We start from the raw sequence: 16,227 nt of genomic DNA, 5'->3' as shown, positions 1-16,227 counted from the left end.
GAAAATGTCGAAAAAATAACATCACATCTTTTACAGATAGGCAATTATATATACCCGAATCCGAATAAAACATTACTTGTTTTACAGACATGAAATGAAAATGTAATATAATATGGTCTATTTTTGGCGAATGTTGGTGTTATAATGGACGTTGTGAGAAAAGATTTGGCAATAGGACTATGTTTATACAATCGACAATTACTGACAAAAATTTCATATACGAAATATGATTCTAAAAAACTAGTTTTGGGTGATTTGCATGATAGAAATGGAAAAGATCTATAAAACTTATCCAAACGGTGTAGTCGCCATCAACGGAATTGATGTGAAGATTAACCAGGGTGAGTTCGTTTATGTTGTAGGGCCGAGCGGAGCCGGCAAATCAACATTCATCAAAATGATGTACAGGGAAGAAAAGCCCAGCTCAGGGAAAATTGTGATTAATGGAGTGAACCTTGGGAAGCTGAAGGAGAGCAAGGTTCCTTATTTAAGAAGAAGCATAGGCGTCGTCTTTCAGGATTTTAAACTTCTTCCCCGCTTAACGGTGTACGAAAATGTCGCATTTGCCATGGAAGTGATTGGCGAAAGCAACAAGAACATCAAAAAGCGTGTAATGGAAGTGCTCGATCTCGTTCAGCTTAAACATAAAGCACGTAGTTTTCCGGACGAGCTGTCAGGCGGAGAGCAGCAGCGCATCTCGCTCGCCCGGTCCATTGTCAATAATCCCGGAGTGGTCATTGCGGATGAGCCGACCGGGAATCTTGATCCTGATACTTCATGGGAAATTATGAATGTGTTTGAGGAAATCAATAACCGCGGTACAACCGTGGTCATGGCTACGCATAACAGAGAAATCGTCAACACCATGAAAAAACGTGTCATTGCAGTCGAAGATGGAAAGATTGTTCGTGACGAGGCAAGAGGGGAGTACGGATTATATGATTAAGACCCTTGGCCGTCATTTCCGCGAAAGTGTTAAATCCCTTGGAAGAAACGCATGGATGTCTTTTGCATCCGTAAGTGCGGTAGCGGTTACTTTGATTCTTGTAGGAACATTCCTCGTAATCATGATGAATCTCAATCATTTTGCCAACAACATTGAAAATGATGTAATCATCAAGGTATTGGTGGATGAGACGGCTTCTGAAGAGGAACAGGCGAAGCTGGAAAGAGATATTCAACGAATCCCGGATATTGCAAGCATTGAGTTTTCTTCGAAAGAAGAAGAGCTTAATAAAATGAAAAAGAACTTCGGTGAACAAGGTGAGGCTCTGGAGCTGAGAGAGCAGGGAAACCCCCTTAGGAATGCGTTCGTAGTCAAAGCAAAAGAACCTCAGGACACAGCCAAAATAGCCAGTCAAATTGAAAAGTTTGACCATGCGTACAAAGTGAATTACGGAAAAGAAGAAGTGAAAAAGCTGTTCAATGGAATCAACTTAGCCAGAAACATAGGAATTGCTCTGATCATCGGACTGATTTTCACCGCAATGTTCCTCATTTCCAATACGATTAAGATTACGATTTTTGCACGCCGGCGCGAGATTGAGATTATGAAACTCGTTGGGGCGACCAACTGGTTCATCCGCTGGCCGTTTTTTATGGAAGGGCTTATGCTTGGAACCTTCGGAGCGATCATTCCGATCGTCATCCTGATTTTTGCTTATAACAGCCTGTATACATGGGCCGCACCGCAATTGACGGATTCATTTGCCCAGCTGCTCCCATTCAATCCGTTTGTATGGCAGGTTGGCATCATTCTGCTTTTGATCGGCGCACTGATTGGTGTATGGGGAAGCTTGATGTCTGTAAGAAAATTCTTAAAAGTATAAGGCTAAAGGGTCAGACTGGCTGAACAGGCCAGTCTGCAGCAGCCTTACATAGAAGATAGATAGGTTAGGGGAGGAAAAAAAGGTGAGAAGAAAGCTTTTAACTTTTGGGGTCGCAGCGATTATCAGTGTAAACGGCGTCCTGATTCCGCTGAGCAGTAACTATGCAGGAGCTGAAACGCTGGAAGAAAAACAGAGAAGCATCAGAGAACAGCAGTCCGGAGTTCAATCGGATCTGTCCAGCAAGCAGCAGCAGCTGGAAAAATTAAAACAAAAACAAGCCAAGCTTAATGATGAAATTAAAAGACTGGACACAGAGATTTCAGCAGCAAATGCTAAAATCCGTGAAAAGCAAGCGGATATTGACAACGCAAAAAAAGAGATTGATAGTCTTAAAAAGCAAATTGCAGAAGTGAAGCAAAGAATTAAAGAACGCAATGAAATCGTACGGGACCGCGCACGTGCTCTTCAGGCAAGCGGCGGAATGGGAAGCTATTTAGATGTGCTTCTTGGGGCTCAGGACTTTGGTGATTTTATTTCAAGAATTGGCGCTGTATCTACTATTATTGGAGCAGACAACGATATTTTAAAAGCACATGATGAGGACAAAAAGCTACTTGAGCAAAAAGAAGCGGAACTAAACAGCACTCTTCAAAAACTGGAAGATGCCCTGACAGACTTAGAAGCGATGAAAGAAAATCTGAATAAGAAATCGCTTGAGAAAAATGCGGTCATGCAGCAGGTTGAGCAGCAAAGCCATGATGCTGAAGGCGATATGCATGAACTTGAAGATCAGGCCGTATTCCTGAAAGAGCAGGAAGCAGCCGTTCAGCAGGAAATGCAGCGCGCTAAAGCGGAGGAAGAAAGACGCCAGCGTGAAGCCGCGGCAGCAGCTGCAGCTGCTGCAAGAGCAGCAGAAGAAAAAGCAGAACAGGCTCGTCAAAGCCATAACAGCCCGTCCGGCAGTTCGTCTGAGAGCAGCAGCTCTGATACTTCAACTGCACCGGCACCGGCACCTGCGCCTTCCGGTAACGCGATTTTCATCTGGCCTGCATCAGGAAGACACTCATCTGAATTCGGTATGAGGATTCATCCAATTACCGGGCAGAAGAAACTTCATGGCGGCGTAGATATCGCGAACGGAAATGTTCCAGTTCATGCAGCAGCATCCGGAACGGTCATTCGTTCGAATTACTCCAGCAGCTGGGGAAATGTTGTATTCATCTCCCACGTCATTAACGGAAAAAGTTATACAACTATTTATGCCCACCTTGATTCCAGCATGGTTCACAGCGGACAAACCGTTACACAAGGGCAGCAGATTGGAATAATGGGAACAACTGGAGGATCGACTGGAACTCATCTTCATTTTGAAGTGCATCCGGGAGGTTATACAGGCAAAGGAAGCGCGGTTAACCCAAGAATGTATCTGCCATAAATCATTTAGTATAGAGGAGCAGCCTGATGAGGCTGCTCCTTTTTGTGTATCATCTTAACAATACTCCCAATTTTTACATGTTTTGTACAAGCCTGCATATACTAGTAGGAGCCTTGATAGAAAACAGTAATCAAACGTTTGTTTAAGGGCAGACAAAAGGAGGAGCTTAGGTGAATCAGAAGATGACAGCCCTTATGCTTGCAGGTGCCATGATGGTAGGAGCAGGCAGTATGTACGCTGGAACGGAATTGCTTGAAAAAGAAAAGCAGGCTGCTGATCAGCCAGCAGCCAGACAGGTGTCCGCTATGCCGGCTGCAGCAGATTCCGCAGATGTCTCTCGCGGGATGGAGAAAATTAAAAAGGCGTACGAGCTAATCTCAAGTAAATACGTAGAAAAGATTGATGAGGAAGAATTGCTGGAGGGAGCCATTCAGGGAATGCTCTCCAAACTAGAAGATCCTTATTCTGTTTATATGGACCAGGAAACGGCCAAGCAGTTCTCCGATTCACTTGATTCTTCGTTTGAAGGAATTGGTGCGGAAGTAGGGAAGCGGGAAGACCGGATTATTATTGTTTCACCGTTCAAAGGCTCTCCTGCGGCAAAGGCCGGACTTCAGCCCAATGATGAAATCACAAGAATTGACGGAGAATCCATTGCGGGTCTGGATTTAAATGAAACGGTGCTGAAAATTAGAGGGAAAAAAGGGACAAGTGTCATCATTGAAGTGAAACGTCCGGGTACAAGAGGAAGTCTTACTTTTTCAGTAAAAAGAGATACCATTCCCGTCCAAACCGTTTTTAGTGAAGTGAAAAGCTTTGAGGGCCAAAAGGTCGGATACATGGAAATCACTTCATTTGCAGAAAAGACAGCCGAAGATTTTACGAGAAGTTTAAAGGAACTTGAAAAACAGAATATAAAAGGACTCGTCCTCGACGTCAGGGGCAATCCGGGCGGCTATCTTCAGAGTGTAGAGGAAATCCTCAAGCAGTTTGTGACAAAGGGTCATCCTTATATTCAAATCGCTGAACGGACCGGGGAAAAAACGGAATATTTCTCAACGCTCAAGGAGAAAAAAAGGTACCCTGTCAGTGTCATTATTGATAAGGGCAGTGCTTCTGCATCAGAAATTTTAGCCGGTGCACTGAAAGAAGCAAATGGTTATCCGATTGTGGGGGAAACCTCCTTCGGGAAAGGGACCGTGCAGCAGGCTGTTCCAATGGGCGATGGCAGCAACATCAAATTGACCCTTTATAAATGGCTGACACCGGATGGAAACTGGATTCATAAAAAAGGTGTGACCCCAACGGTTGAAGTCAGGCAGCCGGAATATTATTATGCGGCCCCGATCCAAACGGATAAACCGCTTGCCCCTGATACGAATGGAGAGCAAGTCAAAGCAGCACAGGCTTTACTTAAAGCTCTCGGGTACGACCCGGGACGGAATGACGGATACTACAGCGATTCCACAAAAGAAGCAGTGAAAGCCTTCCAGAAGCAGAATGGTATTAAGCCATCAGGAATCCTGGATGAACCAACTGCTAGTAAAATTAATGAAACGGCAGCCGATAAACGACTGAATAAAGAAGAAGACCGCCAGCTCCAGGCTGCAATGAAAGTGCTGTTTTAAACTTAAATAAAAAAAGAGCAGACGCCGTTCTGCTCTTTTTTATATGGATGAATGCGCAATGCTAATTGACGAAAAGCACCTCATCCCAATTTACAGGGAAACAGGGAGGATAGGGACAGGTGACCGGGAGGCAAGTCTTATATACAATCGCAAGGGGAGGAGGAAACTAAATAAACTGCTTCCAGATCCATAGGTCATGCCGGCAACAAAAGACCTGCATTTAAAGTAAAAAACGTAAAATATGTCATACTTGCGAAACAATTTATCAGGAAAAGTGCATAAAAATCCAGAATTTCCTAGTTAGATATGCCTTATCGATGATTTTCAATGTTTTTTTACATAAAAAATGAATCTTTAGGAAGTTGTTGTTAAAGGAATTTGTATTTACTATAAAAGGAGACACTGTTCTACAACACACTTTATATTGGGGGTTTACAATTGAAAAGGGCTAGTGTGATGAGAGAACAAATATACCGCAAGCTGATGGCGGAATTAAAGAGCCAGCTGCAGCCATCACTTGTTTCAAATGCAAAAACATCTAAATGGCTTCACCTATTTTGCATGTATCTGGCCAACTATACGGAAGTAAAAGAAAAGAATGAAATCGATGAAGAGATCATTCAGGAGTATTTCTCCTATTTGACATCTAATTATAAAAGGTTGTCACTTGGTCTCAGCGATATCAAACGCTCCATGCAGCTGCTTGAAGAAACATTGAATATTAAAATTGAGGCTCCGCTGCTGGATTTTTCTCTTTCGAATTCTTCTTTATGGGGAAATCTAAAATAATCACCCAAAACCGGTTACGGCAGATATTCAATCCTGGCATCTTTTGATAAAATGTATGAGAGATATAAATACATGATTCAAATATTGCCGGGAGATGGGCTGGACAGGCTGTTCAGCCCTTACCGGCCGGGATGGTGAAATCTGGAATGGCTTGGATATTGGAATTGCTTGGGGGAGTCCTGCGTTTTTTTCAGCATCCGCTCACCTATTATTTTGTGTTATATACCCTGCTTATAGGGTTTTTTCGTATAAAACAAGAGCGAAACTCTTTTTATACTAAGGTAGAAGTGATTTATGAGGAACTCATCTTTACATATACAAAGGGGCTATTCGCAGGATTAATGGTTTCTGCAGCGGTGATCTTAACTGGTCTATCGCTTCCTGCTGGAATCATTATTCTCATTGGGGCTGCTACAGCTCTATTAAGCTTCTTTTTTAGACCTCAATGGCTTTCTGCTGCCTTTATTATGGGGCTTGCATTTGCTTCCGCGGTCTTTCTGATGACCTTTTCAAAAGGAAGTCTCCCTGCTTTCATGAAAGACATCGTTCAAATGGATCCGGCTGTTTTTGCGATTCTTACAGGAATGCTTCTGATAGCGGAAGGATGGCTGGTGTACCGGACGGGACACCTCCGGACGTCTCCTTCCATATTAAAAAGCAGCAGAGGATTGCCGATCGGAAATCATACGGCGAAGCGACATTGGCTGCTTCCCCTTATCCTGTTTGTTCCCGGAGGTACGTTAACTTCTGTCTTTTCATGGTGGCCTGTATTTGAAATGAACGGACAAAGCTTTTCTCTGTTCATCCTTCCATTCTTCATCGGATTTCATCAGGAGGTTCGAGGGTCCCTGCCGAAAGAAAGCATTCAAGTAACCTCAAAGCGCATTTTATGGCTCGGAATGGTCACTTTGCTGATTGCCTGCGGATCGTTATGGTGGCTTCCGCTTGCATTTGCAGCCATGATTTTAGCCATCGCAGGCAGGATTTTCTTAATCATCCGCCAAAAAATGAACGACCGGTCTGCAGCTTACTTTTTCTCCAAAAAGGATAAAGGGTTAATGATTTTAGGTATTCTCCCTAAATCACCTGCCGAGAAAATCGGGCTCAAAGTTGGAGAGACCATCACAAAAGTGAACGGTTCCTTTGTAAAGACGACTGGTGAGTTTTATGAAGCTCTTCAGAAAAACAGAGCGCTCTGCAAGCTTGAAATCATTGGACTGAATGGTGAAATCCGGTATGCGCAGCGTGCTACATATGAGGGCGAACATCATGAGCTCGGTTTGCTGTTTGTCGAGCAGCAGAAAAAAAGCGGAAGCCAGGCAGTTTAAGCAGTCTTTTTAGGTGATTGCACCGGCTAGGTTAGAAGAGTCACTGACGGAAACAATCATTGGATAGGCACGCACGGTTCACGGATAATATGGTTTTTGCCCATCTCAATGGCATGATTCACATACACAGCAGAGGATCATTGTATTGTTGAACCTGTCCGAAAAGTAGCACTTATTAAAAAGCAGGGAGCCGCATACTAAACGGCTCCCTGTTTTGATTTAGGTTTTTCAACACCTGCTGATTGAGGCGAAAATCAAGGCGGCCAGCAGGAAGAATCAAGTTGACTAAAAAAAGAGGGGCGCACATGGCTAATCCTCTTTGGCTTATTTTTATTGGTTTTACTCTTCGGTCATTATTTTTAGTGATTCATTCAGACGATCAGCGGCAAACAGGGCTTGTTCATCATTGAAAATGTCCCCGGGTTTATTAGCGTTTCCGATGATATAGTCTGAAAACGGAAGCTGGACAAAGTCAAAAATATAATGGAACTGCTGAATGAGTGGAAGTCCTTTAAGGTGAGGCGAGTCACCGCCAACCGCTATTACAAACGCTTTTTTCTTAGACATGCTATTTTTAAAGTCTTTATATTCCGGCTCTCTCAAGGTTTGGGACCAGCGATCGATAAAGTTTTTCATCAGGCCTGACATACTGTACCAGTAAATAGGAGTCGAAAAAATGAGAATATCATGCTGCATCACCCGTCTCATAATCGAGGAATAATCATCACCCAGCTCTTGAAAGCCTTCAGGTGCATGCCTCTGATCCTGTATAGGCAGAATGCGGTATTCATTTAAATCAATCCAGTCTATCTCTAAATTCCGGAGGATGCGCTTAGTCAGCAGCTCCGTATTTCCATTCGGCCTTGTTCCTCCAAATATTACTGCAATGCCCATCATCTATTCACTCCTATATTTGTTTCCTTATGAATTTTAAGATAAACTACTTTTATAAATCAGGAAAACGAATTATTTTGATTGATTCAATCGGATTTTTCGATTGAAAGAGGTGTTTATATGGATCAAAAACTGCTTAAGACGTTTATGATAGCGGCTGAAACACTGAACTTCACTAAAACCGCAGCTATTTTAAATTTTGCCCAATCCAGTGTAACGGCTTAAATCAAGGCACTGGAACGAGAATTGGAAATGCCTTTGTTCGAACGCTTAGGCAAACGTCTAATTCTTACAGGGGCAGGACGGGAATTTAAAGGGTATGCAGAGAAGATGATGATGTTAAGCGAAGAAGCAAAGCTTGCTGTTGGCGGAGGCAGCGGACAGTCCGGAACCATCGTAATTGGAGCACAGGAAAGCCAATGTACATACCGGCTGCCTCCTATATTAAAAGACTATAAACGGCAGCACCCGAACATCAGGCTTACATTTAAACCGGCTAATTCTGATGAGCTTGCAAGAAAACATCTAATGGAAGGGGGGCTGGACCTCGCTTTTATCATGGATGTTCCCAAACCGGAGGATGCGTTAAACATTGAATCGCTCATTAAAGAAGAGGTGCTGCTGGTCTGTGCGCCAGACCACCCTTTAGCTGAGAAATCGAAAGTATACCTCAGCGATATTGGAAAGGAAACCCTCCTGCTTACTGAAAATGGCTGCTCCTACCGTACTCTCTTGGAAAATGCCTTTCGTACAGAAAATGTGTATCCGAATCATACCATTGAATTTGCAAGCATTGAAGCCATTAAACAGTGTGTGATTGCGGGATTGGGAATCGCGGCTTTGCCTGCAATGGCGGTGAACCGGGATTTGAAAATGGGGAGATTCGTTAATTTAAATTGGGAGAATGGCGGACCGGCTATCTTTACCCATCTTGCCTGGCATAAGGATAAGTGGATGACAGAACCAATAAAAGATTTCATTGAACTAACTCGCCGCACCTTTGAAAACTATAGGATTAATGGGTAAATCAACAGTGGTTGCTCTTTTAGATGAAGCGTTTACTAGCGCTTCATTTTTTTATGTGCGAAAAGGTTGGCCAAGGGAGATACCAAAAATTCATGCATAAGCGGGAGATATTCATACCCGCAAGGTAATTGTACACAACGATATGATGGAAAAGTTGCCGGTTTCACCTTACTGGGACTTCACACGGACCGTGTAAATGAAAAGGAATATCTTACATGGAACGATGCTGAAAGATTGCCGAAATTTAATAGAAGCATAAATAGTCTGCGCAGCTGTTTGGCTTTTAGAAAGTGGAAGGGTAATCTTAAAGGCGTTTTTTAGAGGTGTTTCTGCTAGTGATGAGCGGTAATTCTGAAATACAGCATGGTTTATTCCGGGAGAATCAAGATAGGAGGAATTATATAGGTGGCTATTTTTACAACGGGTCCCATTGAAAATAATCCAATTAATGGAGATCGTCCAAGCAAGCAAGTCACAGTCAAAATAAGCAACATGAGCCAGTCTCTGTTTTCAACCGTTTTACTGCAAGGGTTTTATGATTTGAATGGAACTAGAACTCTTTATGTGAGCGAACTCCTGTCGCTTGAACCAAATCAAATCATTACAAAGGAGTACTTCGCAAATTTGGATTTGTTTGAATTCGTTTTCATCACAGGCGGAGATGCAGAAGAAGATACAGCGGTATCCGTATGGGGTAAAAATGAATTTGGACAATTAGTGGCAGCTCATCGTTTAATTTACAGTGAACTGGAAGAAGTGATGGGATCCGATCCTCTGCCGGGTCCAAGAGGAGCTACAGGAAGTGCGGGTGTTACGGGCCCTGCAGGACCACGAGGCCCGGAAGGACCACAAGGCCCGGAAGGACCACAAGGCCCGGAAGGACCACAGGGCCCGGAAGGACCACAGGGGCCTGCAGGAGCGGACGGTCTGCCAGGGGCAACCGGAGCAACAGGAGCGGACGGTCTTCCAGGAGCACCGGGAGCAACAGGAGCGGACGGTCTGCCAGGAGCACCGGGAGCAACAGGGGCTGATGGTCTGCCAGGAGCAACCGGAGCAACAGGAGCCGATGGTCTGCCAGGAGCACCGGGAGCAACAGGGGCTGATGGTTTGCCAGGAGCACCGGGAGCAACAGGGGCTGATGGTCTTCCAGGGGCAACGGGAGCAACAGGGGCTGATGGTCTACCAGGTGCGACAGGAGCCGATGGTCTGCCAGGTGCAACCGGAGCAACAGGGGCCGATGGTCTGCCAGGAGCAACAGGAGCAACAGGGGCTGATGGTTTGCCAGGGGCAACGGGAGCCGACGGTCTACCAGGCGCGACAGGTGCGACAGGAGCCGATGGCCTGCCAGGAGCAACCGGAGCAACAGGGGCTGATGGTCTTCCAGGTGCGACAGGAGCGGACGGTCTACCGGGAGCAACGGGAGCAACAGGGGCTGATGGTCTACCAGGAGCAACGGGAGCAACAGGGGCTGATGGTCTACCAGGAGCACCGGGAGCAACAGGAGCCGATGGTCTTCCAGGAGCAACCGGTGCAACAGGGGCTGATGGTCTACCAGGTGCGACAGGAGCCGATGGTCTGCCAGGGATAACAGGAGCAACGGGGGCTGATGGTCTTCCAGGAGCAACAGGAGCCGACGGTCTACCAGGAGCAACGGGAGCAACCGGAGCGGACGGTCTCCCAGGAGCAACCGGAGCCGATGGTCTTCCAGGAGCCACGGGTGCAACGGGAGCCGACGGTCTACCAGGCGCTACAGGTGCGACAGGAGCCGATGGTCTACCAGGCGCTACAGGTGCGACAGGAGCCGATGGTCTGCCAGGAGCACCGGGAGCAACAGGGGCTGATGGTCTCCCAGGAGCAACCGGAGCAACAGGGGCTGATGGTCTGCCAGGTGCGACAGGAGCGGACGGTCTACCAGGTGCGACAGGAGCAACAGGGGCTGATGGTTTGCCAGGTGCAACGGGAGCAACCGGAGCCGATGGTCTTCCAGGGGCAACTGGAGCAACAGGGGCTGATGGTTTGCCAGGAGCAACGGGAGCAACAGGAGCGGACGGTCTTCCAGGTGCGACAGGAGCAACAGGGGCCGATGGTTTGCCAGGAGCAACAGGAGCCGACGGTCTACCAGGTGCGACAGGAGCAACAGGGGCTGATGGTCTTCCAGGGGCAACGGGAGCGGACGGTCTCCCAGGAGCAACAGGAGCCGATGGTCTTCCAGGAGCCACGGGTGCAACGGGAGCTGACGGTCTTCCAGGCGCGACAGGAGCAACCGGAGCGGATGGTCTTCCAGGAGCAACGGGAGCAACCGGAGCCGATGGTCTTCCAGGAGCAACGGGAGCAACCGGAGCAGATGGTCTTCCAGGAGCAACGGGAGCAACCGGAGCCGACGGTCTGCCAGGAGCCACGGGAGCAACAGGAGCCGACGGTCTGCCAGGTGCAACGGGAGCCACGGGACCAGCGGGTGAAAGTGTAACAACCAATTCCATGTACGCTTCTAACACTTCAGGTGGAACAATCGCGGTAGTGCTCGGCGGTACCAATATACCTCTACCGGATAATCAGGATTTGGATGGGTTTGCTCCGAATGGTGCTAATGATACGTTTACGGTGCCTGAAACAGGACGTTACCGTATTTCTTATCAGATCAATACAACGTCTGCTTTGCTTGCATCCTCTCGTCTTGTATTGAATGGTACTACACCGGTTCCCGGGTCCATTGTTACTCCAACTGCTGCAGTATCAAGTTTTAGCAGTGAAGTAATTATCCCTTTGACAGCAGGTGACACGATTTCTGTTCAACTGTTTGGAATATTAACGGCAGCTGTTTTATTGGGCGGGGGCGCTACGGGAGCTTACTTGATGATTAACCGCTTAAGCTAAATACAGATCAATCCATTCGTATTTTATTGAAAACTTGTCCGGTTAGCGGGCAGGTTTTTCTTTTGTTGTTAATTATCCTCACCCGGCTGATAATAAAACGGATCATGCTTATGTTCTTTGGCGCCCTTCGTGTCTATATGCAGATTTCCGTCACTTTGGTAAGTGGCTAAGAGTACGTTGTCAATCGAGCCTCCCTTATGGCTGATTTTTTTAGCAAGCCAATCCCGGTCCCGCTGGAGGTACTTTAAATTATGATCGAGAACCTGCCCGTCCATAATGAGGGGAATGGGAATGAATTCACGGCTGACCGTTAATTTTAAATCTTTCGGATTGACTGGGCGATAGTCGGCTTTTGGAATGACGCTGATTTCTCCTGAGTCTTCCATGAGAGCGATTGCGATGTTTTTCGTTTCAGTAAAGCCCTTTATTCTAAGCTGTGCCAGCAATTCGTCAATTGGCATTCTCACCTTCTTCAGACCCTTTCTGTCAATTTCTCCATTGCGGATCAGAACTGTCGGGCTTTCATACAAAACCCACCGCAGCTTATTATGAAGGGAGAGCCGCATAAAGATTTTATAAAAGACTGCAAGAAGAATGGTATAAAGGACAGCCATCCATACGTGATCTTTTTGCAATGGCTGGCTGATAATGTTTCCTAAAATTAAAATGTAAAGCAAATCAAAGCTGTGCATCTGCGCTACAGCTTTTTTTCCGGTCACTCTTAATACGAAGTACCCTGCAAGAAAGATAATGATGGATCTGTAGAAAACGTCCATTTGCGCCTGCTCCTATTCCCTGCAATTTTTCACAGTATTAGTAATGTGTTCAAATGGAGAAATCATACAGAGCCGGAATCATCACCGATAAAGATTGAAATTTGAAAAAAAAGGGAATGGAACAGGTGGAGTATTTGACAAAGATGAGCATAGGAGAGGTTCATATGGAAAGATTGGAAATTCATGAAAACAAAACAAAGCTATGGCTATTATTCACATTCCTCGCGGTCATAGAAGCGGCTTTTCTCATCCCTATTATTTTGTATTTTCTGGATGCAAACTCAATTGATTTATTTATGCTGCTGCTTTCCATTGCGGTTGCAGGAATAACGGCGTGGGCACTAAGCAAATGCCTGTCAAGAATCACGAGTAAAACCCCTTATCTGATTTTTGAAAGAGAGTTCATCACCATTTTCCCTTTTCCTCAGGAACCGGTTAAAATTCTGATCCGGGAAATAGATGGAGTAATTCCGTACATTCTCCAAAACCAACGTTACATAGGAATCGTGCTGAAAAATGAGGATGAGCGGCTTGAAACAGTATCCCCTCGTGTAAAAAGAATAGCGAAGATCAGTAAAAGTACAGGATTTCCTGCCTTTAACATCCACTTGAATTACATTTCCAAACAGGATCTTCCGGCTGCAATCGAGCGCTTTGAAGCAATAGGAATGCCTCTTGGGGACGAGTCGGCAAAAAGCAGATCGCAAATTTAAGGGGTCTCTTTCCAGAATGTGAATTTTGACTATTCATACAATTTGGAAGGTGGTATAATAAAAACGGAAAGAAAACGCATTCATAAGTCAGAATTCCTGAATGTAAAGGATCCTCTGATTTACCTGCATGCAGATTTCTTTTGGAAGGGAATGTTCCGGTTGTTTCATGAAGAGACGGTTTTTTTGATAGGAGACGCTCAAGTCTCTCAAAATAATCCTATTTCTAAAAAATTCAGCCAGTTTTTTCTAGGTGTAGTGGTCGATACATCAAATGGAAGAATTGTCGATGCGGAATGTTCGGCTACGATTGATTTAACGGTAAGGTTTGTCCGGTCGTTACTGGTTGGGCGGGTCATTGAAGATGAAGATATAATTGCAAGTATCCAGACAAGATATTTCGGGTCTTCTCAAAAAGCACTCATCGTTGCGTTTCGGGATGCCCAAAGAAAATATAAACAGCAATATGCTGCTTTGTCTACATAAACCTAGACGAAATCCAGCCTGATGATCCGATCATTAGGCTGGATTTTTTTGGTTTCCTGTTCATCATCTATTGCGTAACGGGGGACGAATCATTTTCCAGGCAAAGCGGGGGACTCGTTCAGCGCTTCCGCATCAGCACGATGTGAAAAAAATACAAGGCTTTAGCAAAGCCATAATTTAAGGAGGATCTAATGATACAGGATGGATTTATGTATGTAAGTGTATTAACAGCCTTTGCTGCTCTTATGGTAGGGTTTGAAAGGAAATTTAAGCATCTGAAATTTTTTAAGTTTATTCCCGGAATTGTTTTGATTTATATAGGTGCTGCGCTAATGCAGACATTTGGTCTGTTCGCTGCTAATGACTCCACTGGCGCTGCTTATGATCATCTGCGCGGTGCACTCTTGCCCGCTATGCTGTTCCTCATGTTATTAAAATGTGATATTCGGAGTGTCATCCGGCTTGGCCCACGTATGCTGGGAGGATTCTTTGCTGCGGTGCTGAGTATTGCAGCAGGCTTCGTTCTCGTATATGTTCTTTTGCAGTCATTTTATGTTGAAGATACTTGGAAGGCATTCGGAGCCCTTGCAGGCAGCTGGACAGGCGGATCTGCCAATATGGTGGCCCTTCAGGGGATTTTGGAAGTTCCGGAAAATATTTTCGGCTACGCCTTAATGATGGACACAATCAACTATGCGGTCTGGGTCATGCTCATGTTCTGGCTTGTCCCTTTCGCCGGCAAATTCAATAAATGGACAAAAGCAGATGCCGGTTTCCTTCAAAAGGGGCTGGAAGAAACGGCTGCCGCCTCAGAAGAAGGAGAAAAATCCGTTAAGTTTGAGCACATGCTCTATCTATTGGGAATCGGACTTCTCGTTTCATCGCTATCAACCTTCGCAGGCAATAACCTTCCTGTGGTAGGAGATGTCATCAATGCTACAAGCTGGACGATTATGATCGCTTCTGTTGCAGGCTTGCTGTTTGCCTTAACCCCTGCATCCAAAATTCCTGGAGCTCTTGACCTTTCCAACGTCATGCTTTACATCATCATCGCTATGATTGCTTCACACTCTGACTTTTCAAATATTGCTCAGGCACCAATCTATCTCCTATCCGGATTTGCAATTATGGCCGTCCATCTCGCTGTTATGATCTTGCTTGGAAAACTGTTTCGCTATGACCTGTTCACCCTTGGAGTCGCAAGTCTTGCAAACATCGGAGGAATGGCATCTGCCCCTATGCTGGCAGCAGCCTATAGCCGTGCGCTTATTCCAGTCGGTGTCATTATGGCCTTGATGGGTTCATTTTTAGGTACTTATTTCGGGATGATCATCGCAAAAGTTTTATCGGTATTGTAAAAAGAAAGGGATGTTTCTATGTATGTTCAGAACATAACCGTTACAAAAAGAAGAATACCGCTCCTCGCTCCCTTTAAAACGGCACTCCGGACGGTAACGGAAATTGAAAGTGTGGACGTTGTTATTATGCTGGACACCGGAGTAACCGGCAGAGGATCCGCAGCACCAACGTATGTGATTACAGGGGAGTCTGCTGAAAGTATAGAAGCTGCGTTAAAAGGGCCGATAAAAGATGCATTAATCGGCATCAGTCTGCTGAATTTTCAAGAAGCGCTCGGCAGGATTCAAGCGGCCTGTATCGGAAATTCCAGCGCAAAGGCAGCCGCCGATATTGCTCTGTATGACGCTTATAGCCAGGAGCTGGACGTGCCGCTTTGGGGTCTCCTTGGCGGGAAGAAACAGATGGACACATGTATGACCATCAGTGTCGATCATCCGGAGAAAATGGCCTTGGACTCTAAACAGGCTGCGGATAAAACGTTTGAAGTTCTGAAGGTGAAGGTTGGAAATGACCCGGAGCTGGATTTTAAACGGATAGAAGCAATACGTTCGGTCATTCCAAAAGAAACCCGCCTTCGTCTGGATGCAAACCAGGGGTGGAATCCAAAACAGGCCGTATCCTTGATCAGAAGAATGGAAGAAATGGATTGGGGCATTGAGTTTATCGAGCAGCCGGTAAAAGCGAGTGACTGGGATGGACTTAAATTTGTGACAGACCGTGTCCAGGTGCCTATTATGGCGGATGAAAGTCTCTTTTCTGCGAGGGATGCCGTACATCTCACGGCTGGAAAATATGCAGATATGCTGAATATTAAGCTGATGAAATGCGGCGGAATTAATGAAGCATGGAAGATTGCGAGTCTTGCAGAAGTGAATGGCATACCCTGTATGATTGGAAGTATGATGGAATCCTCTTTATCTGTCAGTGCAGCAGCCCATTTTGCGGCTGCTCATCCAAATGTGCACTACTTTGACCTGGATGCTCCGCTCTGGCTGGACGAGCGGCCGAAAGGGCTCCGGTATGAAGGAAGAAAAGTAGAGCTGTTTGATTCTCCCGGACTTGGAGTACAGACGGTTTCTCTTTCACAATAAAA

The 16,227-nt window shown here is 45.6% G+C and carries 13 protein-coding genes and 1 pseudogene; 12 read left to right on the top strand and 2 right to left on the bottom strand.

Annotation, left to right across the window (positions count from 1 at the left end; genetic code table 11):
• Nucleotides 1-259 precede the first annotated feature (259 nt).
• The 6 genes from ftsE to CEF21_RS20155 all read left to right on the top strand — a co-directional run bounded on the left by ftsE (nt 260) and on the right by CEF21_RS20155 (nt 7,009).
• Nucleotides 260-946: a cell division ATP-binding protein FtsE gene (gene ftsE / locus CEF21_RS20180; RefSeq protein WP_123919510.1), complete on the top strand. Its 687-nt coding sequence runs from the start codon at nt 260-262 to the stop codon at nt 944-946.
• Nucleotides 939-1,829 carry a permease-like cell division protein FtsX gene (ftsX, locus tag CEF21_RS20175; protein WP_123919508.1) on the top strand — a complete coding sequence of 297 codons (891 nt, stop codon included), beginning with the start codon at nt 939-941 and terminating at the stop codon, nt 1,827-1,829. The genes ftsE and ftsX overlap by 8 nt, the downstream gene beginning before the upstream one ends.
• A gap of 82 nt (nt 1,830-1,911) precedes the next feature.
• On the top strand, nt 1,912-3,264 hold the full coding sequence (locus CEF21_RS20170) for a murein hydrolase activator EnvC family protein (RefSeq protein ID WP_123919506.1): 1,353 nt from the start codon (nt 1,912-1,914) through the stop codon (nt 3,262-3,264).
• Between the two features lie 170 nt (nt 3,265-3,434).
• Entirely contained in the window at nt 3,435-4,892 is a 1,458-nt protein-coding gene (locus CEF21_RS20165) for a S41 family peptidase (RefSeq protein ID WP_123919504.1), read from the top strand.
• Between the two features lie 438 nt (nt 4,893-5,330).
• The gene (locus CEF21_RS20160) at nt 5,331-5,681 is read left to right on the top strand and encodes a swarming motility protein SwrAA (RefSeq protein ID WP_123919502.1); all 351 of its coding nucleotides are present in this window, start codon (nt 5,331-5,333) and stop codon (nt 5,679-5,681) included.
• 146 nt (nt 5,682-5,827) lie between these two features.
• Nucleotides 5,828-7,009 carry a PDZ domain-containing protein gene (locus CEF21_RS20155; RefSeq protein ID WP_123919500.1) on the top strand — a complete coding sequence of 394 codons (1,182 nt, stop codon included), beginning with the start codon at nt 5,828-5,830 and terminating at the stop codon, nt 7,007-7,009.
• A 339-nt stretch (nt 7,010-7,348) separates the two neighbouring features.
• Here the strand turns inward: CEF21_RS20155 and CEF21_RS20150 are convergent, their stop codons facing one another.
• A complete protein-coding gene (locus CEF21_RS20150) occupies nt 7,349-7,903 on the bottom strand; it encodes a flavodoxin family protein (protein ID WP_123920449.1) in 555 nt (184 codons plus the stop codon).
• 120 nt (nt 7,904-8,023) lie between these two features.
• Here CEF21_RS20150 and CEF21_RS20145 point away from each other — a divergent pair.
• Both CEF21_RS20145 and CEF21_RS21750 read left to right on the top strand, forming a co-directional pair.
• Nucleotides 8,024-8,929, top strand: a pseudogene (locus tag CEF21_RS20145) (LysR family transcriptional regulator).
• Nucleotides 8,930-9,334: 405 nt separating this feature from the next.
• Complete coding sequence (locus CEF21_RS21750) at nt 9,335-11,803, top strand: BclA C-terminal domain-containing protein (protein WP_206427790.1); 2,469 nt, start codon at nt 9,335-9,337, stop codon at nt 11,801-11,803.
• A 68-nt stretch (nt 11,804-11,871) separates the two neighbouring features.
• On the opposite strand, the gene CEF21_RS20135 is transcribed toward CEF21_RS21750, so the two are convergent.
• Nucleotides 11,872-12,579 carry a DUF421 domain-containing protein gene (locus CEF21_RS20135; protein WP_123919498.1) on the bottom strand — a complete coding sequence of 236 codons (708 nt, stop codon included), beginning with the start codon at nt 12,577-12,579 and terminating at the stop codon, nt 11,872-11,874.
• Between the two features lie 164 nt (nt 12,580-12,743).
• Between CEF21_RS20135 and CEF21_RS20130 the strand changes: the two genes are divergently transcribed.
• From CEF21_RS20130 to CEF21_RS20115, 4 genes are all read left to right on the top strand, one after another.
• Nucleotides 12,744-13,292: an STM3941 family protein gene (locus tag CEF21_RS20130; RefSeq protein WP_123919496.1), complete on the top strand. Its 549-nt coding sequence runs from the start codon at nt 12,744-12,746 to the stop codon at nt 13,290-13,292.
• Between the two features lie 159 nt (nt 13,293-13,451).
• Nucleotides 13,452-13,775 (top strand): DUF3870 domain-containing protein, encoded by a 324-nt coding sequence (locus CEF21_RS20125; protein ID WP_123919494.1) that lies wholly within the window; start codon nt 13,452-13,454, stop codon nt 13,773-13,775.
• 191 nt (nt 13,776-13,966) lie between these two features.
• Nucleotides 13,967-15,133, top strand: coding sequence for a DUF819 family protein (locus CEF21_RS20120; RefSeq protein ID WP_123919492.1), 1,167 nt, complete (start codon nt 13,967-13,969; stop codon nt 15,131-15,133).
• A gap of 18 nt (nt 15,134-15,151) precedes the next feature.
• Nucleotides 15,152-16,225: a dipeptide epimerase gene (locus CEF21_RS20115; RefSeq protein WP_123919490.1), complete on the top strand. Its 1,074-nt coding sequence runs from the start codon at nt 15,152-15,154 to the stop codon at nt 16,223-16,225.
• Nucleotides 16,226-16,227: the final 2 nt, after the last annotated feature.

Source organism: Bacillus sp. FJAT-42376, assembly GCF_003816055.1.
Lineage (GTDB): Bacteria > Bacillota > Bacilli > Bacillales > Bacillaceae > Metabacillus_B.
Note: the sequence above shows the minus strand (reverse complement) of the source record. Positions and strands in the feature narration are given on the sequence as shown.